At 71.3% G+C, this 23,500-nt stretch carries 23 protein-coding genes and 1 tRNA gene; 13 read left to right on the top strand and 11 right to left on the bottom strand.

The window, feature by feature from the left end:
• The first annotated feature begins 20 nt into the window (after positions 1–20).
• From idi to I8920_RS01960, 5 genes are all read left to right on the top strand, one after another.
• A complete protein-coding gene (gene idi / locus I8920_RS01980) occupies positions 21–563 on the top strand; it encodes an isopentenyl-diphosphate Delta-isomerase (protein WP_198657528.1) in 543 nt (180 codons plus the stop codon).
• Positions 564–733: 170 nt separating this feature from the next.
• Positions 734–1,753 (top strand): LacI family DNA-binding transcriptional regulator, encoded by a 1,020-nt coding sequence (locus tag I8920_RS01975; protein ID WP_198657527.1) that lies wholly within the window; start codon positions 734–736, stop codon positions 1,751–1,753.
• Positions 1,754–2,203: 450 nt separating this feature from the next.
• Positions 2,204–3,727, top strand: coding sequence for a multiple monosaccharide ABC transporter ATP-binding protein (mmsA, locus tag I8920_RS01970; RefSeq protein WP_198658576.1), 1,524 nt, complete (start codon positions 2,204–2,206; stop codon positions 3,725–3,727).
• Positions 3,724–5,016, top strand: a complete 1,293-nt coding sequence (mmsB, locus tag I8920_RS01965; RefSeq protein ID WP_198657526.1) for a multiple monosaccharide ABC transporter permease — start codon at positions 3,724–3,726, stop codon at positions 5,014–5,016. The genes mmsA and mmsB overlap by 4 nt, the downstream gene beginning before the upstream one ends.
• 58 nt (positions 5,017–5,074) lie before the next feature.
• Positions 5,075–6,184 (top strand): substrate-binding domain-containing protein, encoded by a 1,110-nt coding sequence (locus I8920_RS01960; RefSeq protein WP_198657525.1) that lies wholly within the window; start codon positions 5,075–5,077, stop codon positions 6,182–6,184.
• 132 nt (positions 6,185–6,316) lie between these two features.
• Here I8920_RS01960 and I8920_RS01955 read toward each other — a convergent pair whose 3' ends face one another.
• The 3 genes from I8920_RS01955 to dcd are packed head-to-tail and all read right to left on the bottom strand — an operon-like array spanning position 6,317 to position 7,818.
• Entirely contained in the window at positions 6,317–6,664 is a 348-nt protein-coding gene (locus tag I8920_RS01955) for a HepT-like ribonuclease domain-containing protein (protein WP_198657524.1), read from the bottom strand.
• Entirely contained in the window at positions 6,661–7,176 is a 516-nt protein-coding gene (locus I8920_RS01950) for a helix-turn-helix domain-containing protein (protein ID WP_198657523.1), read from the bottom strand. The genes I8920_RS01955 and I8920_RS01950 overlap by 4 nt, the downstream gene beginning before the upstream one ends.
• 54 nt (positions 7,177–7,230) lie before the next feature.
• The gene (gene dcd / locus I8920_RS01945; RefSeq protein ID WP_198657522.1) at positions 7,231–7,818 is read right to left on the bottom strand and encodes a dCTP deaminase; all 588 of its coding nucleotides are present in this window, start codon (positions 7,816–7,818) and stop codon (positions 7,231–7,233) included.
• 85 nt (positions 7,819–7,903) lie between these two features.
• Between dcd and I8920_RS01940 the strand changes: the two genes are divergently transcribed.
• On the top strand, positions 7,904–8,995 hold the full coding sequence (locus I8920_RS01940) for a GNAT family N-acetyltransferase (RefSeq protein ID WP_198657521.1): 1,092 nt from the start codon (positions 7,904–7,906) through the stop codon (positions 8,993–8,995).
• 52 nt (positions 8,996–9,047) lie between these two features.
• Positions 9,048–11,093 (top strand): cytochrome c oxidase assembly protein, encoded by a 2,046-nt coding sequence (locus I8920_RS01935; RefSeq protein ID WP_198657520.1) that lies wholly within the window; start codon positions 9,048–9,050, stop codon positions 11,091–11,093.
• A gap of 31 nt (positions 11,094–11,124) precedes the next feature.
• Here the strand turns inward: I8920_RS01935 and I8920_RS01930 are convergent, their stop codons facing one another.
• Both I8920_RS01930 and I8920_RS01925 read right to left on the bottom strand, forming a co-directional pair.
• Positions 11,125–11,472: a hypothetical protein gene (locus I8920_RS01930; RefSeq protein WP_198657519.1), complete on the bottom strand. Its 348-nt coding sequence runs from the start codon at positions 11,470–11,472 to the stop codon at positions 11,125–11,127.
• A complete protein-coding gene (locus I8920_RS01925) occupies positions 11,462–12,556 on the bottom strand; it encodes a DUF6177 family protein (RefSeq protein ID WP_198657518.1) in 1,095 nt (364 codons plus the stop codon). Before I8920_RS01925 ends, I8920_RS01930 begins: the two co-directional genes overlap by 11 nt.
• Positions 12,557–12,751: 195 nt before the next feature.
• On the opposite strand from I8920_RS01925, the gene I8920_RS01920 reads away from it, so the two are divergent.
• The 4 genes from I8920_RS01920 (at position 12,752) to I8920_RS01905 (ending at position 16,477) form a co-directional block, all read left to right on the top strand.
• Positions 12,752–12,822: transfer RNA gene (locus I8920_RS01920), tRNA-Gly, on the top strand.
• A gap of 23 nt (positions 12,823–12,845) precedes the next feature.
• Complete coding sequence (locus I8920_RS01915; protein WP_198657517.1) at positions 12,846–13,979, top strand: FAD-dependent oxidoreductase; 1,134 nt, start codon at positions 12,846–12,848, stop codon at positions 13,977–13,979.
• Between the two features lie 216 nt (positions 13,980–14,195).
• Positions 14,196–15,311, top strand: a complete 1,116-nt coding sequence (locus I8920_RS01910; RefSeq protein WP_198657516.1) for a glycerate kinase — start codon at positions 14,196–14,198, stop codon at positions 15,309–15,311.
• A gap of 119 nt (positions 15,312–15,430) precedes the next feature.
• The gene (locus I8920_RS01905) at positions 15,431–16,477 is read left to right on the top strand and encodes an NAD(P)-dependent alcohol dehydrogenase (RefSeq protein WP_198657515.1); all 1,047 of its coding nucleotides are present in this window, start codon (positions 15,431–15,433) and stop codon (positions 16,475–16,477) included.
• Positions 16,478–16,559: 82 nt separating this feature from the next.
• On the opposite strand, the gene I8920_RS01900 is transcribed toward I8920_RS01905, so the two are convergent.
• The 4 genes from I8920_RS01900 to I8920_RS01885 all read right to left on the bottom strand — a co-directional run bounded on the left by I8920_RS01900 (position 16,560) and on the right by I8920_RS01885 (position 20,459).
• The gene (locus I8920_RS01900) at positions 16,560–17,984 is read right to left on the bottom strand and encodes a hypothetical protein (protein WP_198657514.1); all 1,425 of its coding nucleotides are present in this window, start codon (positions 17,982–17,984) and stop codon (positions 16,560–16,562) included.
• Entirely contained in the window at positions 17,974–18,786 is an 813-nt protein-coding gene (locus tag I8920_RS01895; RefSeq protein WP_198657513.1) for a TIGR03943 family putative permease subunit, read from the bottom strand. Before I8920_RS01895 ends, I8920_RS01900 begins: the two co-directional genes overlap by 11 nt.
• The gene (locus tag I8920_RS01890; RefSeq protein ID WP_198657512.1) at positions 18,773–19,786 is read right to left on the bottom strand and encodes a permease; all 1,014 of its coding nucleotides are present in this window, start codon (positions 19,784–19,786) and stop codon (positions 18,773–18,775) included. Before I8920_RS01890 ends, I8920_RS01895 begins: the two co-directional genes overlap by 14 nt.
• A gap of 94 nt (positions 19,787–19,880) precedes the next feature.
• On the bottom strand, positions 19,881–20,459 hold the full coding sequence (locus I8920_RS01885; protein ID WP_232832787.1) for a TetR/AcrR family transcriptional regulator: 579 nt from the start codon (positions 20,457–20,459) through the stop codon (positions 19,881–19,883).
• A 93-nt stretch (positions 20,460–20,552) separates the two neighbouring features.
• On the opposite strand from I8920_RS01885, the gene I8920_RS01880 reads away from it, so the two are divergent.
• Both I8920_RS01880 and I8920_RS01875 read left to right on the top strand, forming a co-directional pair.
• The gene (locus tag I8920_RS01880; RefSeq protein WP_198657511.1) at positions 20,553–20,867 is read left to right on the top strand and encodes a DMT family transporter; all 315 of its coding nucleotides are present in this window, start codon (positions 20,553–20,555) and stop codon (positions 20,865–20,867) included.
• A 1-nt stretch (position 20,868) separates the two neighbouring features.
• Positions 20,869–21,222: a DMT family transporter gene (locus tag I8920_RS01875; protein ID WP_198657510.1), complete on the top strand. Its 354-nt coding sequence runs from the start codon at positions 20,869–20,871 to the stop codon at positions 21,220–21,222.
• 73 nt (positions 21,223–21,295) lie between these two features.
• Here the strand turns inward: I8920_RS01875 and I8920_RS01870 are convergent, their stop codons facing one another.
• Positions 21,296–22,435 (bottom strand): CE1758 family FMN-dependent luciferase-like monooxygenase, encoded by a 1,140-nt coding sequence (locus I8920_RS01870; RefSeq protein ID WP_198657509.1) that lies wholly within the window; start codon positions 22,433–22,435, stop codon positions 21,296–21,298.
• Positions 22,436–22,643: 208 nt separating this feature from the next.
• On the bottom strand, positions 22,644–23,444 hold the full coding sequence (locus tag I8920_RS01865; RefSeq protein WP_198657508.1) for a phosphatase PAP2 family protein: 801 nt from the start codon (positions 23,442–23,444) through the stop codon (positions 22,644–22,646).
• Positions 23,445–23,500: the final 56 nt, after the last annotated feature.

Genomic DNA, 23,500 nt, shown 5'->3' with positions numbered 1-23,500 from the left:
GGCCTAATCTATCGACACAGATGACTTCTTTCCCTGAATCCGTGGTGCTGCTGGCCGACGACCGTACCCCGATCGGCACGGCGGACAAGTTCACGGTGCACACCGACCACACGCCACTCCACCTGGCGTTCTCCTGCCACGTGCGCAACGTCGACGGGGACGTCCTCGTCACCCGGCGCGCACTGTCGAAGAAGACCTGGCCCGGTGTCTGGACGAACACCTTCTGCGGCCACCCCGGCCCGGACGAGTCCTTCGAGGACGCCATCGCCCGCCGTGCCGAGCGTGAGCTGGGCATCACCGTGCGCGACGTCGAGGTCGTGCTGCCGGAGTTCCGGTACCGCGCGGTCGACGCCTCCGGCATCGTCGAGAACGAGGTCTGCCCGGTCTTCCGCGCGGTGACCGACGACACCCCGGCGCCCGCCGACGACGAGGTCGCCGAGTGGGCGTGGGTGTCGGAGGATGCTCTCAGGTCCGCCGTCGCCGGCGCGCCGTTCGCCTGGAGCCCGTGGCTCGGGTGGCAGCTCGCCGAGCTCGAGACCGCCGGGTTGCACGTCACCCGCTGACCCCCGCCGCGCTCGACGGTCGCGCCCGACCGCCGTGGGCGCGACCGGTGCCGAGCGTCCGGTCGATCGACGCACAGCTGGCGTCCGTGCGCCGGACGTGCATAATGATCTGGCCCGGAATGTGAACGTGCACATCGACGTGCCACGGCCCCGGGCGGAAACGAGCAGCAATGGCGTCACCGCGGACACAGCAACCGCGTTCGCCCAGCATCCGTGACGTCGCGCGGGTGGCGGGGGTCTCCCACCAGACCGTTTCGCGCGTGCTGAACAACTCGGACGCGATCCGGGCGGAGACGCGCGACAAGGTCGTCGCGGCGATGGAGCAGCTGCAGTACCGGCCGAACCGCGCCGCGCGGGCGCTGGTGACGAGCCGCACGCACACCATCGGCGTGCTGACGGCACGCCGTGCCCACTACGGGCCCGCCGTCGCCCTGCAGGCCATCGAGGACGCGGCGATGCTCCGCGGCTACTCGGTCACCACGGCGAACATCGCCGAGGCGACCGACACGGCGGTGCGCGAAGGACTCGGACACCTGCTCGACCTGGACGTCGAGGGCATCGTGGTGATCGCCCCGCAGCAACGGGTGTTCGACCTGATCGCCGAACTCGGCATCAAGACGCCGTACGTCACGATGCGCGCCAGCGTCGGCGAGGACCCGACCGCCCTGTGGGTCGACCAGATGGAGGGCGCCCGGCTCGCCACGGCGCACCTGCTCGACCTGGGGCACGAGTACGTCCGGCACATCGCGGGGCCGCGGGACTGGATCGAGGCGGACGCCCGCATGCAGGGGTTCCTGCGCGAGATGTCCGACCGCGACATGACCGTCGTGCCGCCGATCCTGGGCGACTGGACCGCCGACTTCGGCTACCACGCCGGTCGCGAGCTGCTCCGGTGGCGGGACTGCACCGCGATCTTCTGCTCGAACGACCAGATGGCGCTCGGGGTGATGCACGCCGCGCGCTCCTACGGGCTCGACGTGCCCGGCGACCTGTCGGTGGTCGGGTACGACGACATCCCCGAGGCGAAGCACTTCTGGCCCCCGCTCACCACCGTGCAGGTCGACTTCGCCGAGCTCGGCCGCCGCTGCGTCGACCTGCTGCTGCCGGGCGACGGCGACCTGCTCCGGCCGATCGACATCGTCCCCCAGCTCGTCGTGCGCGCCTCGTCGGCCGCGCCCCGCAGCCGCTGAGCGGGTCCGACCGGCACTGAGCGGTCCGGCAGCCGCCGAGCGTCGGACGGGAGGCGCGTGGCGGGCCCGCCACGGGCCTCCCGTCCGACGCGCGGAACCACGCAACGGACGGCAGCTGCGCGCCGCCCTGCCCCCAGGCCGGGGGACGTTCCCGCCGGATCGCGCAGGCCGTTACGAAAACGCGACCAATCCGAATTGACAGCCGCACCGAGGCTGTGCGTAAATTGCCTCCGTCCTGCCGATGTGACCGTTCACATGAGCGTCACACCGAGCCGGATCCGGACGCGACAACGAAGTCCACACAGGCCCGCCTGTGCACTCGCTGCCGCAGCAGAACCACCGAACACACTGCCGCGTCGAAGCGGCAGAAGGAGATGCACTGTGGCGTCAACCCCGATCGACACCGGCCTCGAGACCCGGTCGATCACCGCACCCGAGACGATCCTCGAGATGCGCTCGATCACCAAGGAGTTCCCTGGTGTCAAGGCGCTGTCCGACGTCTCGCTCAGCGTCCGCGCCGGCGAGATCCACGCGATCTGCGGCGAGAACGGCGCGGGCAAGTCGACCCTGATGAAGGTCCTGTCCGGCGTCTACCCCTACGGCACGTACAGCGGTGAGATCGTCTACGAGGGCGAAGAGGTCCGCTTCTCGAACATCAAGCAGTCCGAGCAGGCCGGCATCGTCATCATCCACCAGGAGCTGGCGCTCGTCCCGGAGCTCTCGATCACCGAGAACCTGTTCCTGGGCAACGAGCCGAGCCGCGGTGGCGTCATCAACTGGACCGCCGCGCAGCTGCGTGCGCAGGACCTGCTCGCCCGCGTCGGCCTGGCCGACGACCCGGACACGCAGATCAAGAACATCGGTGTCGGCAAGCAGCAGCTCGTCGAGATCGCGAAGGCCCTGCACAAGGACGTCAAGCTCCTGATCCTCGACGAGCCGACCGCCGCGCTCAACGAGAACGACTCGCAGCACCTGCTCGACCTGATCGTCGGGCTGAAGGCCAAGGGCATCGCGAGCATCATCATCAGCCACAAGCTCAACGAGATCGAGCAGATCGCCGACGAGATCACGATCATCCGTGACGGCAAGGCCATCGAGACGCTCAACGTCAAGGCGGACGGCGTCAACGAGGACCGCATCATCCGCGGCATGGTCGGTCGCTCGCTCGAGTCGCGGTTCCCCGACCGCACCCCGAAGATCGGCGAGACCTTCTTCGAGGTCCGCAACTGGACCGTGCAGCACCCGCTCGACTCGTCGCGGCTGGTCTGCAAGGGCTCGAACTTCCACGTCCGCCGCGGCGAGATCGTCGGCTTCGCCGGGCTCATGGGTGCCGGGCGCACCGAGCTCGCGATGAGCCTGTTCGGCCGCTCGTACGGCACGTGGCTCGACGGCCAGATCATCAAGGACGGCCGCGAGATCAAGGTCACGAACGTCCAGCAGGCCATCGACAACGGCCTCGGCTACGTCTCCGAGGACCGCAAGGCGCTCGGGCTCAACCTGCTCGACACCGTGAAGCGCTCGACCGTCGCCGCCGACCTGCCGAAGATCTCGAAGGCCGGTGTCGTCGACTCGCTCGAGGAGTACTCGGTCGCCGAGAAGTACCGGAAGATGCTGCGCACCAAGGTGCCGAGCGTCGAGGACAACGTCGGCAAGCTGTCCGGCGGCAACCAGCAGAAGGTCGTCCTGTCGAAGTGGATGTTCACCGACCCGGACATCCTGATCCTCGACGAGCCGACCCGCGGCATCGACGTCGGCGCCAAGTTCGAGATCTACGGGATCATCCAGCAGCTCGCGGCCGAGGGGAAGGGCATCATCCTCATCTCGTCGGAGCTCCCCGAACTGCTCGGCCTGTCCGACCGCATCTACACCATCTTCGAGGGCCAGATCACCGCTGACCTCCCGGCCGACAAGGCCGATCCCGAATCGCTCATGCGCAGCATGACCTCCGCGCGGAAGGGCGCCACCGCCTCATGAACAACCTGAAACTGCTCTTCGGCAAGGGCAACAGCATCGGCCAGTACGGCATGGTCATCGCGCTCATCGCGATCCTGATCTTCTTCTCGATCACGACGAACGGGCTCATCCTCGAGCCGACCAACGTCATCAACCTGTTCCTGCAGTACTCCTACATCCTGATCCTGGCGCTCGGCATGGTCATGGTGATCATCGCGGGGCACATCGACCTGTCGGTCGGTTCGGTCGCAGCGGTCGTCGGCATCGTCGTCGCGCAGTCGATGGCCGTGTGGGACTTCCCGGTGTGGGCAGCGATCCTGCTGGGTCTCGCCTGCGGCGCCGCGATCGGTGCCTGGCAGGGCTTCTGGGTGGCGTTCGTGAAGGTCCCGGCCTTCATCGTGACCCTGGCCGGCCAGCTCATCTTCCGCGGTGTGAACCAGATCATCGGCAACTCGACGTCGGTCCCCGTCCCGAACGACTTCATCCCGATCGGCGCCGGCTTCCTCGGTGACTTCGGCCCGGACTTCGGCTTCAGCAACGGCACCCTGCTCATCGGGCTCGTCACGATCCTCGCCCTCATCATCATCGAGGCCCGGGGCCGTGCCCGCCGCAAGAAGATGCAGGCCGAGGTCCCGCCGCTGTGGGTCTCGATCGTCCGCACCGGCATCCTGGTCGCCGTCACCCTCGTCGCGACCTACCTGTTCGCCGCCGGCCCCATCGGCACCTCGGTCCCGATCGTCGCGATCATCCTCGGTGTGCTGACCATCGTCTACGGCTTCGTCACGAAGAACACCATCTTCGGTCGCCAGGTCTACGCCGTCGGTGGCAACGCGAACGCCGCCGTCCTGTCCGGTGTCTCCGCGAAGAAGGTCAACTTCTTCGTCATGATGAACATGTCCGTCCTCGCCGCCATCGCCGGCATGGTGTTCGTCGCCTACTCGGGTGCCTCCGGCCCCGCGGACGGCACCGGCTGGGAGCTCGACGCGATCGCCGCCGTGTTCGTCGGTGGTGCAGCCGTCGCCGGTGGTGTCGGCACGATCTCCGGCTCGATCATCGGTGGCCTCGTGATGGCGCTGCTGTCGAACGGCCTGCAGCTCATGGGCCTCGAGTCGAACCAGGTGCAGATCATCCGCGGCCTGGTCCTGCTCGTCGCCGTCGCCTTCGACGTCTACTCGAAGTCGCAGGGTCGTCCGTCCCTGATCGGTGGGATGCTGCGGCAGTTCCAGCGGAAGGACACCGAGGACAACACGGTGGCCGCCCAGCAGCCGCGGTCCATCGAGGACCAACCGGACAAGATCACCCTCCCCTAGTCCCACACTCCACACCGGGGCTCCGGCCCCAACTCCTCAACGAAGAGAAAGCAATCACATGCGCAAGAAGATCGTCGCCGGCCTCAGCCTGGCGCTCATCGCGGGCCTGGCCCTCAGCGGCTGCTCGGCTCGTGGCACCTCCGGTGACTCCGGCAGCGATGGCGGCAGCACCATCAAGAAGGGCGACCTCATCGGCGTCGCGCTCCCCGCCAAGACCTCGCAGAACTGGGTCCTCGCGGGCGCCGCGTTCGAGAAGTCGATCGAGGAAGCCGGCTTCAAGGCCGACATCCAGTACGCCAACGCCGGCAACCCGGTCCCGGACCAGCAGTCGCAGATCTCGGGCATGATCACCAAGGGCGCGAAGGCCGTCATCATCGGTGCCGCCGACGGTTCGCAGCTGACCGCGCAGGTCAAGTCCGCCAAGGACCGCGGCGCCGTCGTCATCGCCTGGGACCGCAACATCCTGAACACGAAGAACGTCGACTACTACGTGGCGTTCAACAACTTCAAGGTCGGCCAGCTCCAGGCCGAGGCGCTGCTCAAGGGCCTCGAGGAGAAGAAGGGCGACAAGCCGTACAACGTCGAGCTCTTCGCCGGTTCGCCGGACGACGCCAACGCCACCGTGTTCTTCAACGGTGCGATGGACGTCCTGCAGCCGAAGATCGACGACGGCACGATCAAGGTCGTCTCCGGTCAGACCACCTTCCAGAAGGTCGTCACGCAGGGCTGGCTCGCGCAGAAGGCCCAGTCGCGCATGACCGACCTGCTCGCGCAGTACTACACGGGTGACACCGAGCTCGACGGCGTCCTCTCGCCGAACGACACGCTCGCCCGTGCGATCCTCACCGCGACCAAGGCCGCCGGCAAGGACACCCCCGTCGTGACCGGGCAGGACTCGGAGACCGCGTCGATCCCGCTCATCATGCAGGGCACGCAGTACTCGACGATCTACAAGAACACCACGGAAGAGGCCCAGGCGGCCGTCGACCTCGTCTCCACCCTGTCGAAGGGCGACAAGCCCGACACCAAGATGGACAAGACGAACAACTACAACGGCGTGAAGACGGTCCCCGCGATCGAGCTCACCCCGGTCCTCGTCACCAAGGACAACGCGGTCGAGGCCTACGAGGGCAACGACACCCTCGAGGAGCTCGCCAAGAAGGGCTGATCTCCCCCGCACCACGGACGGCCCCGTCTCGCCTCGGCGAGACGGGGCCGTCCTGCGTCGTCCGGAGCCGGCCACACTGCGGACGGGAGGCGCGGCGCACGGCGTGATCCGTGCCTCCCGTCCGGCGTGGGGTCACCCGTGCGCGGCGCGCAGCCGCGCCGCGGCGGCAGCCAGGTGCGGGACGTCGGTGCGCGCCGTCCCGGACACCACGGCCCGCGTGGTGTCGAAGTACCGGCGGGTGAGCCGTTCCCCGAGGTCCGAGACCCGCGCCCACGGGATGTCCGGCTCACCGGCCGTGACGGCGGCGGGCAGCACCCGGACCGCCTCACCGATCTCGACCAACCGCATCCGCACCGCGTCGTGCACCAGGTCCTCCGGCAGCCGCGGGTCGTCGACGTAGCGGCGGATGGCCTCGCAGGCACGGATGACGTCGTCGAGGCGGTCACCGACGGCCCGACGCGACCCGTCCTCCGGCGTCACAGGGGCACCGCGCTGCGGACGACCTCGGGGTGCATCCCCGCGGCGTCCACCACGTCGACGCGCACCCCGAGCAGCCGTTCGGCGGCGTCCTGGATGCGCATGAGCGCGAAGATGCCGAGCCCGGCGTCGACGTCGATCATCAGGTCGACGTCGCTGTCCGGGCCGTCCTGGCCGCGGGCGACGCTGCCGAACAGGCGGGGGTTCCTGCCGCCGAACCGCTCGACGACGGCGATGAGGTCGTCGCGCGCTGCGGCGACGCGCTCGCGGAGCGGCGGGGGCTCCTCGACCGGTTGCAGGTCGATCGTGGTCGTGAACCCCGCCGCCCGGAGCATCCGCTGCAACGCGGCGAGCGAGGGCTCCCGTCGACCGTTCTCGTACGTGCTGATGACGCTCTGCGTGACCCCGGCGCGGCGCGCGAGCTGGACCTGGGTCAGCTCGGCGCGCTCGCGCGCGTCACGGATGAGCGCTGCCGCCGACAGTGGCGGTGCAGGTCGTGGAGGAACCGCGGACATGCTGCAACGATACACAGCATTGAACATTTCAGTTCGGTCTGCGGGTTCCGGGCGTCAGCGCTCCCCCGACACGTCCGCCCGGTGGAAGTTCAGCGCCGAACGCGAGGGCGTCGGGCCGCGCTGCCCCTGGTAGCGCGACTGGTACTCGGCCGAGCCGTAGGGCTTGTCCGCCGGGCTCGACAGCTGGAAGAAGCAGAGCTGCCCGATCTTCATGCCGGGCCAGAGCTTGATCGGCAGTGTCGCGACGTTCGACAGCTCGAGCGTGACGTGCCCCGAGAAGCCCGGGTCGATGAACCCGGCGGTCGAGTGCGTCAGCAGGCCGAGGCGACCGAGCGAGCTCTTGCCCTCGAGCCGCGCGGCGATGTCGTCCGGCAGGGTCACGACCTCGAACGTGGACCCCAGGACGAACTCACCGGGGTGCAGCACGAACGCCTCGTCGGGGTCCGTCTCGACCAACCGGGTCAGGTCGGGCTGGTCCACCGCCGGGTCGATGTGCGGGTACTTGTGGTTGTCGAAGAGCCGGAAGAACTTGTCGAGCCGGACGTCGATGCTCGACGGCTGGACGAGCGACGCGTCGTACGGGTCGAGACCGATGCGGCCTGCGGCCAGCTGGGCGGTGATGTCGCGGTCGGAGAGCAGCACGCGCAGAAGCCTAGCGGCAGCGGGCGGCGCGCCGGTATACTGACAGGCTGCCCACCACCCCGACAGGCGGCGTTCGGAGAGCACGATGACCACGTACACCGTCGACGAGATCCCGGTGCCCGCCAGCATGGACGACGACCCGGCGACCGTCGCGACCTTCGCCGCCTGGCGCGCCGTGTCCGACGGCGCCGAAGCCGCCGTGCACGGGTTGCACGAGCTGGCGTGGACACCGGAGGAGTACCTGCCGCTGTGCCGCGAGCCGGGCGCCCCGAGTCGCCTCGTCGTCGCCCGCGACCACCGCGGCACCGTGGTCGGAGCGGGCTCGTACGACACGAAGCAGGAGCCCGGCACCACCAACTGCTGGCTGTCCATCGGCGTCGCGCCCGAGCACCAGCGTCGCGGTGTCGGGACGCTGCTCGCCGACCACCTGGAGTCGATGGCCCGCGCCGACGGCCGCACGCAGTGGAAGACGTACGCCGTCTCACGGCAGGTCGGTCCCGCGTCCGGACCCGGGTACGTGCAGGCCCCTACGGGGTTCGGCGCCGTCCCGGAGGACGAGGCCGGCGTGCGGTTCCTGACCGCCCGTGGTTGGCACTTCGGCCAGGTGAACCGCATCAGCCGGCTGACGCTGCCGGCGGACACGACCGTGGTGCGGAGTGTGCACGAGCGGGCGACGGCCGCCGCCGGCGAGCAGTACCGCGTGCACGCCTGGACCGGGCGCACACCGGAGCAGTGGCTCGACGGCATCGCGTTGCTGGAGACCCGCATGAGCACCGACGCGCCCGCCGGCGACATGGCGGAGCCCGAGGACGTCTGGACCGCCGAACGGCTCCGCGAGCACGAGGACGAGCTCGCACGGGCGCCGCGGACCCTGCTCACGGTGGCCGTCGAGCACGTCCCGACCACCACCTTGGCGGGTTTCACGCAGCTGTCCGTGCCGGACGACCCCGCTCGGCCCGCGCAGCAGTGGGACACCCTGGTGCTCCGCGAGCACCGCGGCCACCGCCTCGGCTGGCTGCTCAAGGTCGTCGGGATCCAGGAGCTCGTGCAGCGGTTCCCCGGGCGTCCCTCGATCATCACGTTCAACGCCGAGGAGAACCGTCACATGCTCGACGTGAATGAGTCCGTCGGGTTCGTCGGCGTCGGCTCCGAGGGCATCTGGGAACACCGCGTCTGAACGCGCACCCGAGGGGCTGCTTGCCAGCCGGCGCGCCTACCATTGGACGGTCATGACCGTCACGTCACCCGAAACCCAGCCCACCGGGTCAGCACCGGACGCAGCCCCCTCGCCCGGTCGCTCGTCCACCGTCGCGACGGTCCTCGTCATCGCGGTCCCGCTCGCCGTCGCCTGCTCGATCCTGGGCCTGACGTTCACGGGTGCCTTCGGTGCCGATCAGCAGCTCGTCTCGGCCGGCGACGTCGTCGACTACGGGCTGCCGATCGCCCGGGTCGTGCACGACACGATGGCGGCGCTCACCGTCGGACTCCTCATCGTGGCGGCCTTCGCCCTGCCGGCGCAGAAGAAGGACCACGGCGCCCTGTCGAGCGTGCAGCACCGGGCGACCCGCTGGGCTGCGGCGACCGGTGCCGTCTGGTTCCTGGCGGCGGCCGTCAGCATCGTCCTGACCGGGGCGAACACGCTCGGCGTCCCGCTGACCGACCCGGTCTTCGCCCGCAACTTCGCCCTGTTCGCGTTCCAGGTCGAGATCGGCCAGGCGCTGGTGGTCTCCGCGGTCGCGATCCTCGTGGCGACCGTGATCGCCGCGTTCGCCACCCGCGTCACCACCCTGGCGTTCGGCACCGTGGCGAGCCTGTTCGCACTGCTCCCCCTCGCGCTGTCCGGCCACGCGGCCGGCTCGCTCGAGCACGCGAACGCGGTCAACTCCCTGGCAGTCCACCTGGTCGGGGTGTGCGTGTGGGCGGGCGGGCTGGTCGCCGTGCTGGTCCTGCGCACGCGCACGAAGGGTGCCACCGGCCGCGTGGTCGCCCGGTACTCGACGCTCGCCGGCTGGTCCTTCGGCGCCGTCGCGTTCTCGGGCGTCGTCAACGCCTCGCTGCGCCTGACCGGGCCGCTCGACCTCGTCACGACGAGCTACGGCTGGCTCATCACGGTCAAGGCGCTCATCCTCGTGCTGCTCGGTGTCGCCGGGGTCGTCCAGCGGCGTCGGCTCGTGCCGGGCCTGCTCCGCGCCCCGCTCGACCGCGGTCGGTTCACCCGCTTCGCCCTCGCCGAGATCGTGTTCATGGCGGTCGCCATCGGCGTCTCGGTCGCGGTGTCCCGGTCGCAGCCGCCGATCCCGCAGACCCCGGAGACGGGCGAGGACACCCGCTCCGGGCTCATCGGCTTCCCGTTCCCGCCGGCCCAGACCGTGCAGACCTACCTGACCCACTGGCACATCGACTGGGTCTGGCTCGGCCTCGCCGTGGTCGGCGCCGTCTGGTACCTGCTCGCCGTGCGCAAGCTCCGGCAGCGGGGCGACGCCTGGCCGGTCGGACGCACCATCGCGTGGCTGATCGGGTGCGCGCTCTTCGCCTGGACCACCTCGGCCGGCCCCGCCGTCTACGGCATGATCCACTTCTCGTCGCACATGCTCCAGCACATGCTGCTCATGATGTTCGTGCCGCTGCCGCTCGTGCTCGGCGGCCCCGTGCTGCTCGCGCTCCGGACGCTGCCGGTGCGGACGGATGGCTCCCGCGGGGCGCGCGAGTGGCTCATGCTGTTCGTGCACTCGCGGTGGTTGCAGTTCCTCGGCAAGCCCGCCGTCGCGGGCGTGATCTTCGCCGGGTCGCTCGTGGTGTTCTACTTCACGCCCGCCTACCAGGCCGCGATGCAGTCGCACGAGTGGCACGTCGCGATGATCGTCCACTTCGTGCTCAGCGGCTACCTGTTCTTCTGGGTCTTCGTGGGCGTCGACCCGGGCCCGAAGCGTCCGCCGTACCCGATGCTCATCATCACGCTCCTCGCCACCCTGGCCTTCCACGCCTTCTTCGGCGTCGCCGTGATGACGTCGCAGTCGGTGTTCGCGATCGACTGGTTCCACGCGCTCGGGCAGACGAACGACGCCGCCCTGCTCGACGACCAGCACACCGGCGGCGGCATCGCCTGGGGCGCCTCGGAGCTACCCATGGTGTTCGTGGCGCTGCTCGTGGTGCGGAACTGGATGCGTTCCGACAAGCGCGACGCCAAGCGCCTGGACCGCAAGGCCGACCGCGACGGCGACGCCGACCTCAAGGCCTACAACGAGCGCCTCGCCGCGATGAGCAAGCGGGACTGACCGCTCGGGGCACGGACCCGGTCCGACCCGCTCAGTCGCCGTGGACGATGCAGACCGCGTCGAGCTCCATGGCCGCGTCGAGCGCGGCCGCGATGCCGTCCTCGCCGTCCGGTCCGGTCGGGGTCACGGTGTCCACCCACCACAGCGGGGTCGTCAGGGTCGGGGCGTCCGGCAGGATCCGCTCGACCTCGTCCGACGAGTCCACCCGCCGCACGCCGAGCACCGTGATCACCGGGTGGGTGGCGTCACGGCAGACCTGCAGCATCGGCCCCTCGTCGAGGGCGCGGACACCCCACGTCTCGTCGTGCAGCAGCAACGCCTCGGCGACCTCGCGGGTCTCGATCGCGCGACGACTCAGGATCGTGACGTCACGCGGCACCCTGACCGCCCGCCACACGGCCGTCCCGGAGGTGTCCGTCGAGCGTGCCCTCGTCGTGGGCGGGGTCGAGCGGCGCACCACCGACGAGCTGGAGGAAGCGGTCCTCGTCGATGCGGTCGAGGAAGGACTCCAGGGCTTCCCAGCCGTCCTCGAAGCGGACGATCATCCCGGCGTCGGCATCCGGGTCGTCGCTGCGTGCCCCCGTGCCGAACGTGGCGGTCGTGGTGCGCGGCGGCGGCCACACCCCGTCGCGGTCCAGGAAGCCGGCGGCCTCGGGCCCGACCACGACGGCGAGCGGCGACGGCTCACCGTGCGAGACGGCACGCACCAGGTGGTCGGCGTCCCCGCGACGCTGCATCACGACGCCGAACACCGGGACGACCTGGTCGGCGACGTGCTGCACGGCGTCGAACATGCGGTTCGCCAGGTCGGGGTCGGTGTTCTCCTCGGGCACGGTGAGCACGGCCGACATCGTCTCGACGACGACCCCCGCGACCAGGTGCGCGGTCATCGTGGCCGAGAAGCCCTCGCCGACGGCGTACGAGGTCGAGATGCCCGGTGCCTCGTGCTTGGCGTACTGCGTGACGACCCAGCGGTCCCACGGCACGGTGAGGGGCTCGGCGGTGCCCCACCGGGTCGGGCAGGTGCCGACCGTGTGGCACAGCGCCTCGATCGCCGAGCCCATGTCGACGGCGCGGCCGGGGTGGTGGCGGAGGGTCAGGTCGATGCTGATCTGCCGCACGGAGTCGGCGGCGACCGGGTGCTCGGGCGAGGGGGTGCCCAGGAGCTCGGGGCCGCGGTGCACGAAGTCCTCGATGTCCGAGGCCGCGACGCCGGTGCGCCCGTCGCGCAGGGTGCCGTCGAAGTCGGCGACCGCCCACGCGGCGCCGTACGCACCGAGGGCGTGCCGGAGGGCCGGGGTGATCGCGGATCCCCGTCCGGTGCGCAGGACCACCGTGCGTCCCGCGTCCGACGCACGTCGGAGCAGGGACGCGAGGGCGTCCGTCAACCACACGACGGGAGCGGCGGACTCGACCACGAGGGCACGACCGACCACGTCGTCGATGAGGGGATGCCTGACCATCCGGGTCCTCCTCGGTCGGGGGCTGGGACTCCCTGGACGGTACACACGGGCGCGACACCTGTCCGTCAGGCAGGCGGGCTCACAGCGGAGACTCGGGAGGCCCGACACGGCTCCGGCGCGCGGCGTCCGGTGAGCGGTCGGCTGGCGTCCAGGCGAGAATCCGCTAGGCTTGCTGCGTCCCGTCCACCGGGGCGCGCGAGTGTAGTTCAATGGTAGAACTCCAGCTTCCCAAGCTGGTAGCGCGGGTTCGATTCCCGTCACTCGCTCCGTCAGGTCGTACGCTCGCCGCATGGCCTCCTCCCCCACTCCCCGCACCGTGGTCATCGGCGCCGGCGTCGTCGGTGCCGCGGCCGCGTACGCACTCACCGCCCGGGGCGAACGCGTGCTCCTGGTCGAGCAGCACGCCCGCGGGCACCACCTCGGCTCGTCCCACGGCGCGACCCGGATCTTCCGGCAGGGCTACGCCGACGCCGAGTACGTCGCGCTCACGACCCGTGCGCTCCGCCTGTGGGAGCAGCTCGAGGGCATCGTCGGCGAGGAGCTCGTCGTCCGCACGGGGGCGGTCGACCACGGTCGGCCAGAGGTCGTCGACGCGATCGCCGCCGCCCTCGCCGCCGCCGGTATCCCGCACGAGTCCCTGACGCCGGAGGCCGCCGCCGCGCGCTGGCCGGGCATCGCGTTCGAGGGGCACGTGCTGACCCACGCGACCGCCGGGCGCATCCGCTCCGAGCGCACCATCGAGATCCTGCTCACCCTGGCCGAGCGGACCGGGCTCGCCGAGCTGCGGTTCGACACCCGGGTCACCGGGCTCGACGACCACGGCGACGACGTCACCGTGACCCTGTCCGACGGCACCGCGGTCCGCACCGCGTCCGTGGTCGCCGCCGTGGGCTCCTGGGCTCCCACGCTGGTCCGCGACCTGCTCGCCGGACGCGGGGCGGGCCTCCCGGCCATCCGCGTCACCCAGGAGCAGCCCGCGCACTTCCCCAGCCACCTGCCGGACGCGGCGTGGCCGAGCTTCGTGCACTGGGCCGACGGCGACGACGTGTACGGGCTGCTGACGCCGGGCGAGGGCGTCAAGGTCGGGTTCCACGGCACCGGTCCCGTCGTCGACCCGGACCAGCGCGACTTCGTGCCCGTGGCGGCGGAGTCCGAGCGGCTGCAGGCGTACGTGGCGCGGTGGGTGCCGGGGGTCGACGCGACGCGGCCGACCTTCATCAGCTGCCTGTACGACACGTCCCCCGACGAGGACTTCGTGATCGACCGGGTGGGGCCGCTGACCGTCGCGACGGGGTTCTCGGGGCACGGCTTCAAGTTCGCGCCGCTGCTGGGGGAGATGCTCGCGGACCTCGCGACGGGCGGTGCGCCGCACCCACGGTTCGCGCTGCCGGCGCCGGAGTCCGCGGCGTCGCTGGCCCGCTGACGCTGCGTCCCCGCTCGACGCGTTCCTCTGCAACACACCGGCGTCTCCGCTCGACGCCCCCATGCCGCCGAGACGCCGCCGGGATCGGAGGCGTCTCGCGCAGAAGACGGCGTCCCGCGCACACGCCGGCGTCCCACGCACACGCCGGCGCCCCGCCCACACGCCGGCGTCCCGCGCACACGCCGGCGCCCCGCGACCGGCCACTACGGTGGACCCGTGCGCATCATCGTGGCTCCGGACTCGTTCAAGGGCACCGCGACGGCAGCCGCGATCGCTTCGGCCATCCGCGACGGCTGGCTGACCGAACGCCCCGACGACGACGTCGTCCTCGTCCCGATGGCCGACGGCGGCGAGGGCACGCTCGACGCCTTCGCGGCCGCGACACCCGGGGCCGTCCGGGTCCCCGTCACCGTCACCGGGCCGGCCGGCACCCCGGTCGACGCCCACTGGCTCCAGCTGCCCGACGGTCGTGCCGTGGTCGAGCTCGCGGCGACGAGCGGCCTGCTCCTGCTCGACGAGCCGCTGCCCGACACCGCGACGAGCCGCGGGTTCGGTGAGGCGATCGCCGCCGCGCTCGACGCCGGGGCGACCGGACTCGTGCTCGGCATCGGCGGCAGCGCCTCGACCGACGGCGGCGTCGACGCACTCATCGGGCTCGGCGCACTCGTCCACGTCGACCCCGCGGTCCCCGAGCACCCGCCGAGGTGGCGTCAGGGAGCGGAACTGCTGGACGACGTCACGTCCGTCGACACGACGCACCTGCGCCGCCCACCTGCGCCGGGTGCCGTCGTGCTCACCGACGTGGCCTCGCCCCTGCTCGGACCAGACGGCGCGGCCGCGGTCTTCGGCGCGCAGAAGGGCATCACACCCGACCGTGTCGCGGCGTTCGACGCCCGGTTGGCCGACTGGGCGCGCTGCTTCCCCGAGGTGGACCCGTCGACGCCCGGCGCCGGTGCGGCCGGTGGCGTCGGCTTCGGGATGCTCGCGTGGGGCGCGACGCTGGTCGGCGGGGCCCAGGGCATCGCTGACGTCCTGGGCCTGCCGGCTCTGCTCGACGGTGCCGACGTGGTGGTCACGGGCGAGGGTCGGTACGACGCGCAGTCCGCCGTCGGCAAGGTCCCGAGCGCCGTGCGGGCGTCGGCGGCGGCGCACGCGCCCGGTGCCCGCGCGATGCTCGTCGCCGGGGACATCGACGCCCCGCTCGACGACTTCGACGCCGCGGCCTCGCTGACGGTGCTCGCGACGCAGACGACGGGCGAACCCGACGACGCCCTGACCGACCCGCTGCGCTTCGCCCGGATCGCCGGACAGCGACTCGCCCGGCTGGTCTGACCCGCGACTGTCGGTCCGCACAGGGGTGTCCTGGTTGTACCTCCCACCCGATGGCGCGCTCCACGAGACTGGATGCGGGCCGCACCCGGCCCGGACACTCCACCCCCACGAGGAGACCATTGCGTACCGTCAACGCCTACGCGGCACCGTCCGCCACCGAGCCGCTCGTCAAGACCACCATCACCCGTCGTGACGTCGGCGCGAACGACGTCGAGATCGACATCGCCTACGCCGGCATCTGCCACTCGGACATCCACACCGTCCGCGGTGAGTGGGGTCCCATCCAGTACCCGCAGGTCGTCGGCCACGAGATCGTCGGCCACGTCACCGCCGTCGGCGAGAACGTCACCAAGCACCAGGTCGGCGACCGCGTCGGCGTGGGCTGCATGGTCAACTCGTGCGGCGAGTGCGAGAACTGCCTCGCCGGCGAGGAGCAGTACTGCCTCAAGGGCAACATCCAGACCTACGCGGGCGTCGACCCGGCCGACGGCAGCATCACCCAGGGCGGCTACTCGCAGGCCGTCGTGGTGAACGAGGACTTCGTGCTCCGCGTCCCCGAGTCGCTCGACATCGAGAAGGTCGCGCCGCTGCTCTGCGCCGGCATCACCACCTACTCGCCGCTGCACCACTGGAAGGCCGGCCCCGGCACGAAGGTCGCGGTCGTCGGCATGGGTGGCCTCGGTCACATGGCCGTCAAGATCGCCGTCGCGATGGGTGCCGAGGTCACGGTGCTGTCGCAGACCACCTCGAAGCAGGAGGACTCGCTCCGCTACGGCGCGACGGCCCACTACGCGACGAAGGACCCGGAGACGTTCGAGCAGCTCGCGAACTCCTTCGAGCTCATCATCAACACCGTCTCGGCGAAGATCCCGATGGGCGCCTACCTCGGCCTGCTCAAGGTGGACGGCACGCTCGTCAACGTCGGTGCCCCGTCGGAGCCGCTCGAGGTCCCGGCCTTCGCCCTGATCCCGCGCCGGCTCAGCTGGGCCGGATCGGCCATCGGCGGCATCCGCGAGACGCAGGAGATGCTCGACTTCTGCGCCGAGCACGACATCCTGCCGGAGACCGAGCTCATCAGCGCCGACCAGATCAACGAGGCCTACGAGCGCGTCCTGTCGTCGGACGTCCGCTACCGCTTCGTGATCGACGCGGCCACGCTGGCGTAGTCGTCACCACTTGTGAGACGGGAGGCCCGGTACCAGCTGGTACCGGGCCTCCCGTCGTTCTGCCTGCTTGTCCGTCGGACCGTCAGCCGACCTCGTCACCGGACGGCAGCGCACCGCACCAATCGACGGAACCGGCGTCGACACTCGCCTCGAGCGCGCCGGAGGTCGCGTCCACGATGCTCACCAGCTCGCCGCTGGCCGACTTCGTCGCCACCGCGACGAACTGACTGTTCGGCGACGGGCAGACCGCCGTGACGCTCGCGTCGTCCGGGATGGTCACCGGCAGCCGGGAGGCCCGGTCCCCGTCCACACGCACGACCCGTGCCGCGATGGTGCCGTCCGACCGCACGTCCCCCAGCACACGCAGGTACGTGTCGTCCGTCAGCTGGGCGATCCGGCCGAGGACGGCCGCGGCGGTACTGGCCGCGGGCGCCTGCAGCGCACGCTCCGCACCGTCGGTCAGGTCCAGGCGCACGATGCCGGTGCCGGTCTCCACCACCGCCGTCGTGCCGGTGCCGACGAAGCCGTGCAGGTACGTGGCGCTGCCGAGCCGCACGGGGTCGGCGCGGCCGCTCATGTCGACGAGCACCAGGTCGTCACTGCCGGTGCGGACCAACGCGCTCTCGGTCCGGGGCACGTAGGCCCACTGGCCGACCGTCATGGGCACGGCGCCGGTCCGGGGCGTGCCGTCCTCGGCGATCGCCGTCGGCAGGTGCGTGCCGGTCATGTCGACCACGTACAGCCCGGTGTTGCGGGACTGCCCGGTCGAGGTGTCGGCGTACTCGAAGCCGAACGAGGCGCCGTCGTCCGCCGCGTGCAGCGCCGTGACCCGGCCCGCCGAGGTCGGCAGGGTGAGGTGCTCGACCGGGGCGTCCTCGTCCTGCACCCCGCCGCTGAGCGGCACGATGTCGACCGAGGAGCGCGCGTCCGTGCCGCTCACCACCACCAGCGAGCGCCCCAGGCGGGCGTACTCCGAGATCGCGGTCCCCTGGTACACCGTGGTCGCGCCACCGGCGTCGAGCGAGCGGCGCACGATGCGGTCCTGCGCCCCCGGCGCCCCGGGGACGAGTGCGAGCACGTCCGTGCTGCCGGTCCGGACGGCGGCCGTCAGGTCCGAGGTCGCCCGCTGCCCGGGAGCCCGGACGTCCGTGACGGTCACCGTGTAGTCGCTGTCGTAGGCCAGGGGTCCGTCGAACTCGACCGCGATGGTGTTGCCGCTCGACGTCACCGTGTGCGCCGCCGCCGGGCTGACCCGGACGTCGTCGGGCGCCACCCGCTGCAGTGCTTGGTTCGCGGTGAGGATGACGCGCTGTGCCGGCCGGGACACCAGGTCGCCGGCGTCGTACGACACGTCGCGCAGCCGCGGCCCCTGCTGCGACCCGACGACCGCGGCGAGCGCGGCGACCACGGCGAGCACGAGCACCACCGCGAGGTACCGGCGGTGGAACCGGTGCGCGACCGGTCGGCGCGCGCGGTGGTCCCCGCGGCCCGGGGCCTCAATACTCATACGGGTCCTCCGGCTGCGCGATCTCGGTGACCGTCGCGGCCCGGATCACGATGCGGGCGTCGGCGGACTGGTCCGGGTTCGCCGCCAGGGCCCCGCGGACGGTGACCCACTGCCCCTCGTCCGGCACGGCGTCGCCGCCCTTGCCGTCGCCGACGACCCCGATCCCGACCGGTTGGGCATCGACGGCGCAGCAGCTGATGACGAACCGCGTCAGCGTGAACGAGCCCTGCGGTCCCGGGACGACGAAGCCGGTGAGCTCGACCTGCTTGCCGACGAGCGCCGTGGTGTCCGTGGTCTGCCGGATGAGCGCGGCCCAGTCCTTGACGCCGTACTCCGAGGTGTCGACACCCTCGCTGCCGAGCAGCGCGACCGCCGCCTCGGAGCCGGTGGCGTTCGACAGCGTGGCCGAGTCGACGCTGCGCTGCTGTGCGGTCCGCGCGGACAGCGTCGTCGGTGGCAGCACGAGCATCGCCACGGTGACACCGACCGTGACGACCGCCGCGGCACCGCCGAGGGCGAGTCGGACGCCGCGACCGCGTGCCGGCGCGTGCGCTCCGTGGTCGTGCTCGTCCGCCTCGTCGCCGTGGGTGTGACCGTGGCCCCGGGCGATCACGACCAGGCCGGCGATCGACGCGGGCACCCCGACGGCGGCGAGCACGACCGTGAACACCGAGTAGCGCGGGTTGATGTACAGGTCGAGGTGCCCGACCAGTGCGAGCCACAGCGTGCAGAGCGCCACGGCCAGCACCGACCCGAGGCCCAGGTACGCGGGCGCGTTGCTGCGTGCATCAGACGAGGACATTCATCACCAACCCGACGGCTCCGGCGAACAGGACGCACACGACGGACAGCAGCACCAGGAACCGGACCCGGAAGGTCGTGCGCAGCAAAGCGAGCATCTTGACGTCGATGATCGGCCCGATGATCAGGAAGGCCGTGATCGACCCGGGCAGGAACGTGGACGCGAAGGACAGCGCGAAGAAGGCATCGACGTTCGAACACAGCGAGATCGTCATGGCGAGCAGGATCATCGCGGCGACGGACAGCACCGGGTTCGAGCCGATCGCCACCAGGGTGGAGCGGGGCACGGCGACCTGGATGGCGGCGGCGAGGCCGGCACCGACGAACAGCGCCGGCATCATCGTCGCGCTCTCGCCGCCGAACTGCGCAGCGCTCTGCCGCCAGCGGTGCAGCCCGCGGGGCGCTCCCACGGCGGCACGGCAGCGGGCCTCGAAGGCGGGGAGCAGCAGGTCGGCGGGACGGCGGTGCGCGGCGACGATCCAGCCGACCAGGTTCGCGACGACGAAGCCGCCCACGATCCGGACCGGCAGGATCCACCCGGACCAGCCGAACGCCTGCGCGGTGCTGATGATGACGAGCGGGTTGAGGATCGGCGCGGCCACCAGGAACGTGACCGCCTCGGCCGGGGTGAAGCCGCGCATCATCAGGCCGCGGGCGAGCGGCACGTTGCCGCACTCGCACACCGGGAACAGCATGCCGATCAGGGAGATGACGGCCCGGCGCCCGAACGCGTTCTGCGGCAGGACCTTCTCGAGCGCGCCGACCGGCACCCACACCTCGACGATGATCGAGAGCACGATGCCGAGCACCACGAACGGCAGCGACTCGACGACGACGCTGATCGCCAGGGTCAGGAAGTCCTGCACGACGTCCGGCAGCCCCGCGGTCCCGATGCTCGGGGAGAACAGCCGGATGCCCAGCAGGACGACGACGGCGAGCAGCACGAGGCCCGGGCCGGTCAGGCTCCGGGTGCGCTGCGGCGGCGGCGTGGTCGTCGTCACCGGGACAGGATAGGCGACCCGTGTCGTGCGAGCCTGCGCCCGCGCCCGGCAGCGCGACCGCGACCGTCCCGGCGACGCGACCGTGCCGCGCGGGTCACACCCGCGCGATGCCCGCCACGTGCCGGTCGAGCGTGTCGATCGCCCACGAGGCGTCCCCACCGGGGTCGAGCCGCACGATGTGCATCGCGAGCCCGTCGACCAGGGCGTGCAGCCGTCGCGTCTCGTACGGCACGTCGGCGGCGGGCACCCCCACGGCGCGCAGGATCCGGCCGCACCACTCCCGCATCTCGTCGACGACCCGGTCGTGCATCGGGCGCAGCTCGGCGTCGGTCAGGGCCGCGGTGCCGAGGGCGAGGTAGACGTCGAGCTCGACGCGGCGCTCCTGGTCGAGGGGCAGCAGCTCGAGCAGGACGGCCCGGGCGTAGGCGGTGCCGTGCAGGTCGGCCGGGATCGCGTCGACACGGTCGGCGGTCGCGTCGAAGACCAGCTCGAGCGCGTGCGACCGGACGCTCGCCTGCGTGGGGAACGTGTAGCGGACGGTGCTCGGCGGCAGCCCGGCCTCGGCGGCGACGTTCCGCACGCTCAGCGCGCCGATGCCGTCGCGGGCGAGGACCCGGCAGGCCGCCTCGGACACGGTGCGGCGCCGTTCGTCGACGTCCATGCTCCTGGCCACGGCGACATACTCGCACAGTCGTACCAAATCGTGCTAGCGTCGACGCCGTTGTCGCACAGTCGTGCGACTACGGCGACCGGAAGGATCCACTCCATGGCATGGCTCGTCCTCGTGCTGAGCGGCGTGCTCGAGGCCGTCTGGGCGACGGCACTGAGCGCGTCGGACGGCTTCAAGAAGGTCGTCCCGACGATCGTGTTCGTCGCCGGGATGGCGCTGAGCATGGTCGGGCTCGCGTTCGCGATGAAGAGCATCCCGGTCGGCACCGCCTACGCCGTCTGGGTCGGGATCGGGGCGTCGCTGACCGTCGTCGTCGCGGTCCTCCGTCGCCAGGAGGCCGTGTCGTTCGCCCGCCTCGCCCTGGTGTTCGGCCTGGTGGCGTGCGTCGTCGGCCTCAAGGTGGTGAGCTGACGTGGCGTGGGTCGTCCTGTTCGTCAGCGCCGCGCTCGAGACCGTGTGGGCCACCGCACTCGGGGCGAGCGACGGCTTCACCGAGCCCGGCCCGACGCTGGTGTTCGCGATCACGATCGTCCTCAGCCTGGTGGCGTTCGGCTACGTCCTCAAGCACATCCCGATCAGCACGGCGTACGCGGTGTGGACGGGTACCGGCGCGGCACTGACCGTGCTGTGGGGCATGGCGACCGGCGCCGAGCCCGTCACCGTGCTGCGGGTGCTGTTCATCGCCGGGATCGTCGGGTGCGTCGTCGGCCTCAAGCTCGTGCCGGCCCGCCCGGTTGCGGAGCCCGCCGCCGAACGCACGCACTGATCGACAGCTCACGCGCCAGCGATCCCGTGAGGTGTCGCTGAGCCCGTGACGTCGGCCGGGAATGGCGCAGGCGTCAGACGGACGCGCCCGTCCACTCGTCCTCGGCGGCGACGTGGTCGCTGCCGACCGTGCCGGCGGCCATCGCCGCGGCCACGCGCGAGGCGTGCGACGGCGGGTCCGACGGCACGTCGGCCGGGCGCCCCTCGTCGTTCAGCTTGCGCAGCTCCGGCACGATGTCCTCGGCGAGGATGTCGATCTGCTCGAGCACCGTCTTGAGCGGCAGCCCGGCGTGGTCGATGAGGAACAGCTGGCGCTGGTAGTGCCCGACGTGGTCCTTCATGGCCGCGTACCGGTCGATGACCTGCTGCGGCGACCCGACGGTGAGCGGGGTCTGGGCGGCGAAGTCCTCCATCGAGGGCCCGTGGCCGTAGACCGGGGCGTTGTCGAAGTACGGCCGGAACTCGTCGACGGCGTCCTGCGAGTTCTTGCGCGCGAAGAACTGCCCGCCCAGGCCGACGATCGCCTGGTCGGCGCGGCCGTGCCCGTAGTGCTCGAAGCGCTGGCGGTACAGGCCGACCATCTGCTCGGTGTGCTGGATGGGCCAGAAGATGTTGTTGTGGAAGAAGCCGTCGCCGTAGTAAGCGGCCTGCTCGGCGATCTCGGGCGTGCGGATCGAGCCGTGCCACACGAACGGCGCGACGCCGTCGAGGGGGCGGGGCGTCGAGGTGAAGCCCTGCAGCGGCGTGCGGAACTTGCCCTGCCAGTTGACGACCTCGTTCTCCCACAGCTGGCGGACCAGCGCGTAGTTCTCGATCGCCAGGTTGACGCCCTGCCGGATGTCCTGGCCGAACCACGGGTACACCGGGCCGGTGTTGCCGCGGCCCATCATCAGGTCCATCCGGCCGTCGGACAGGACCTGGAGCATCGCGTACTCCTCGGCGATGCGCACCGGGTCGTTCGTGGTGATGAGCGTCGTGCTCGTCGACAGGGTGATGTCCTTGGTGCGGGCAGCGAGGTACGCGAGCATGGTCGTCGGGCTGGAGGCGACGAACGGCGGATTGTGGTGCTCCCCCGTGGCGAAGACGTCGAGGCCGGCCTGGTCGGCGTGCTCGGCGATCGTCGTGATGTCCCGGACGCGGGTGGTGTCGTCCGGCGTGGTGCCGGTCGTGGGGTCGGTCGTGACGTCACTGACCGTGAAGATGCCGAACTGCATGATGCGCCGCCTCCTGGCTAGCTGTCGTGTCGAGCATTTCGATGCGTTTGCATCGACTTGCTGAGTACAACGTAGCGCAGGGCGTGGCATTCCCGCCAGCCGCGGTGCGGCGCGGACGAGTCCGTCCGATGCGTCCAATGCGTCCGGTGCGTCCGGTGCGTCAGCCCGTCGGCCCGTCGGCCTGGAGGCCCGGCTCGGCCCCGCCCGGTCAGGGTCGGGTCGGCAGGGTGGCCGGGTCGGTGCGCGCGGCGTGGTGCATCCCGTCCAGGAACCACACCACCGTGACGACCGCGAGCACGCTCGCACTCGACGCCATCCGCCCCGCCACCAGGACCGCCGCGTGGTCGTGCACGCCGTCGCCGGTCACGCCGAGCACGAGCGCCGCGACCCCCACGGCCAGCGTCACGCCGGTCGCCACGAGCAGGACGACACTCACCACCCGTCGCGGGCCCCGTCGTCCGTCCCGGTCGCCCCGCAGCCCTCGGTCCACCCGCGGACCGGCGGCACGGACGGCACCGAGCCAGAAGACCGCGATCGCGCAGGCGCCGATGATGTCGCTGACCCGGTGCCAGCCGTACACGACGGTCTGGTTCGCCACGAACACCGCGTACGCGGCGCCGAGCACCGTCACCAGGGGGCGGAACCGCCGCGGCGTGACCATGAGGACCGCGAACAGCGCCGCGAGCGCGATCGTCGCGTGCCCGGAGGGGAACGAGTTCGGGGTCGTCGACTGGGCGATCTCCGGGCGCACGGCGATACCCTTGACCAGCGTCGAGGTGGCCGCCGACGCGAGCACCACGACGCCCGCGCCGAGGCCCACCGACAACCGTCGCCTGGCGAACGCCACGGCGACGATCACGACGACGAGCAACAGGATCACCGGCACCGAGATGACGTTGAGCGCGGTGTCCGAACCGAACAGGTCGGACTCCCGGACCCCGCCGAGCGCGGCGTCCTCCGCTCGCTGCCCCATCGGCGTCAGCACCGCGACCGCGTAGACGAGAGGCACGATCACGAACCCCACAGCCGCCAGTGCAGCCCACCGCAACCGCCGCGAGACCCACG

This window comes from Curtobacterium sp. YC1 (assembly GCF_016267665.1).
Lineage (GTDB): Bacteria > Actinomycetota > Actinomycetes > Actinomycetales > Microbacteriaceae > Curtobacterium.
The sequence above is the reverse complement of the archived record's forward strand: the minus strand, read 5'-3'. Positions and strand labels throughout refer to the sequence as shown.

What these genes read in the sequence shown, in the direction of transcription:
- idi (WP_198657528.1), top strand. Translation starts at nt 21, where the DNA reads ATGACTTCTTTCCCTGAATCCGTGGTGCTGCTGGCCGACGACCGTACC.
- I8920_RS01975 (WP_198657527.1), top strand. Translation starts at nt 734, where the DNA reads ATGGCGTCACCGCGGACACAGCAACCGCGTTCGCCCAGCATCCGTGAC.
- mmsA (WP_198658576.1), top strand. Translation starts at nt 2,204, where the DNA reads ATGCGCTCGATCACCAAGGAGTTCCCTGGTGTCAAGGCGCTGTCCGAC.
- mmsB (WP_198657526.1), top strand. Translation starts at nt 3,724, where the DNA reads ATGAACAACCTGAAACTGCTCTTCGGCAAGGGCAACAGCATCGGCCAG.
- I8920_RS01960 (WP_198657525.1), top strand. Translation starts at nt 5,075, where the DNA reads ATGCGCAAGAAGATCGTCGCCGGCCTCAGCCTGGCGCTCATCGCGGGC.
- I8920_RS01950 (WP_198657523.1), bottom strand. Translation starts at nt 7,176, where the DNA reads ATGTCCGCGGTTCCTCCACGACCTGCACCGCCACTGTCGGCGGCAGCG.
- I8920_RS01940 (WP_198657521.1), top strand. Translation starts at nt 7,904, where the DNA reads ATGACCACGTACACCGTCGACGAGATCCCGGTGCCCGCCAGCATGGAC.
- I8920_RS01935 (WP_198657520.1), top strand. Translation starts at nt 9,048, where the DNA reads ATGACCGTCACGTCACCCGAAACCCAGCCCACCGGGTCAGCACCGGAC.
- I8920_RS01925 (WP_198657518.1), bottom strand. Translation starts at nt 12,556, where the DNA reads ATGGTCAGGCATCCCCTCATCGACGACGTGGTCGGTCGTGCCCTCGTG.
- I8920_RS01915 (WP_198657517.1), top strand. Translation starts at nt 12,846, where the DNA reads ATGGCCTCCTCCCCCACTCCCCGCACCGTGGTCATCGGCGCCGGCGTC.
- I8920_RS01900 (WP_198657514.1), bottom strand. Translation starts at nt 17,984, where the DNA reads ATGAGTATTGAGGCCCCGGGCCGCGGGGACCACCGCGCGCGCCGACCG.
- I8920_RS01895 (WP_198657513.1), bottom strand. Translation starts at nt 18,786, where the DNA reads ATGTCCTCGTCTGATGCACGCAGCAACGCGCCCGCGTACCTGGGCCTC.
- I8920_RS01880 (WP_198657511.1), top strand. Translation starts at nt 20,553, where the DNA reads ATGGCATGGCTCGTCCTCGTGCTGAGCGGCGTGCTCGAGGCCGTCTGG.
- I8920_RS01870 (WP_198657509.1), bottom strand. Translation starts at nt 22,435, where the DNA reads ATGCAGTTCGGCATCTTCACGGTCAGTGACGTCACGACCGACCCCACG.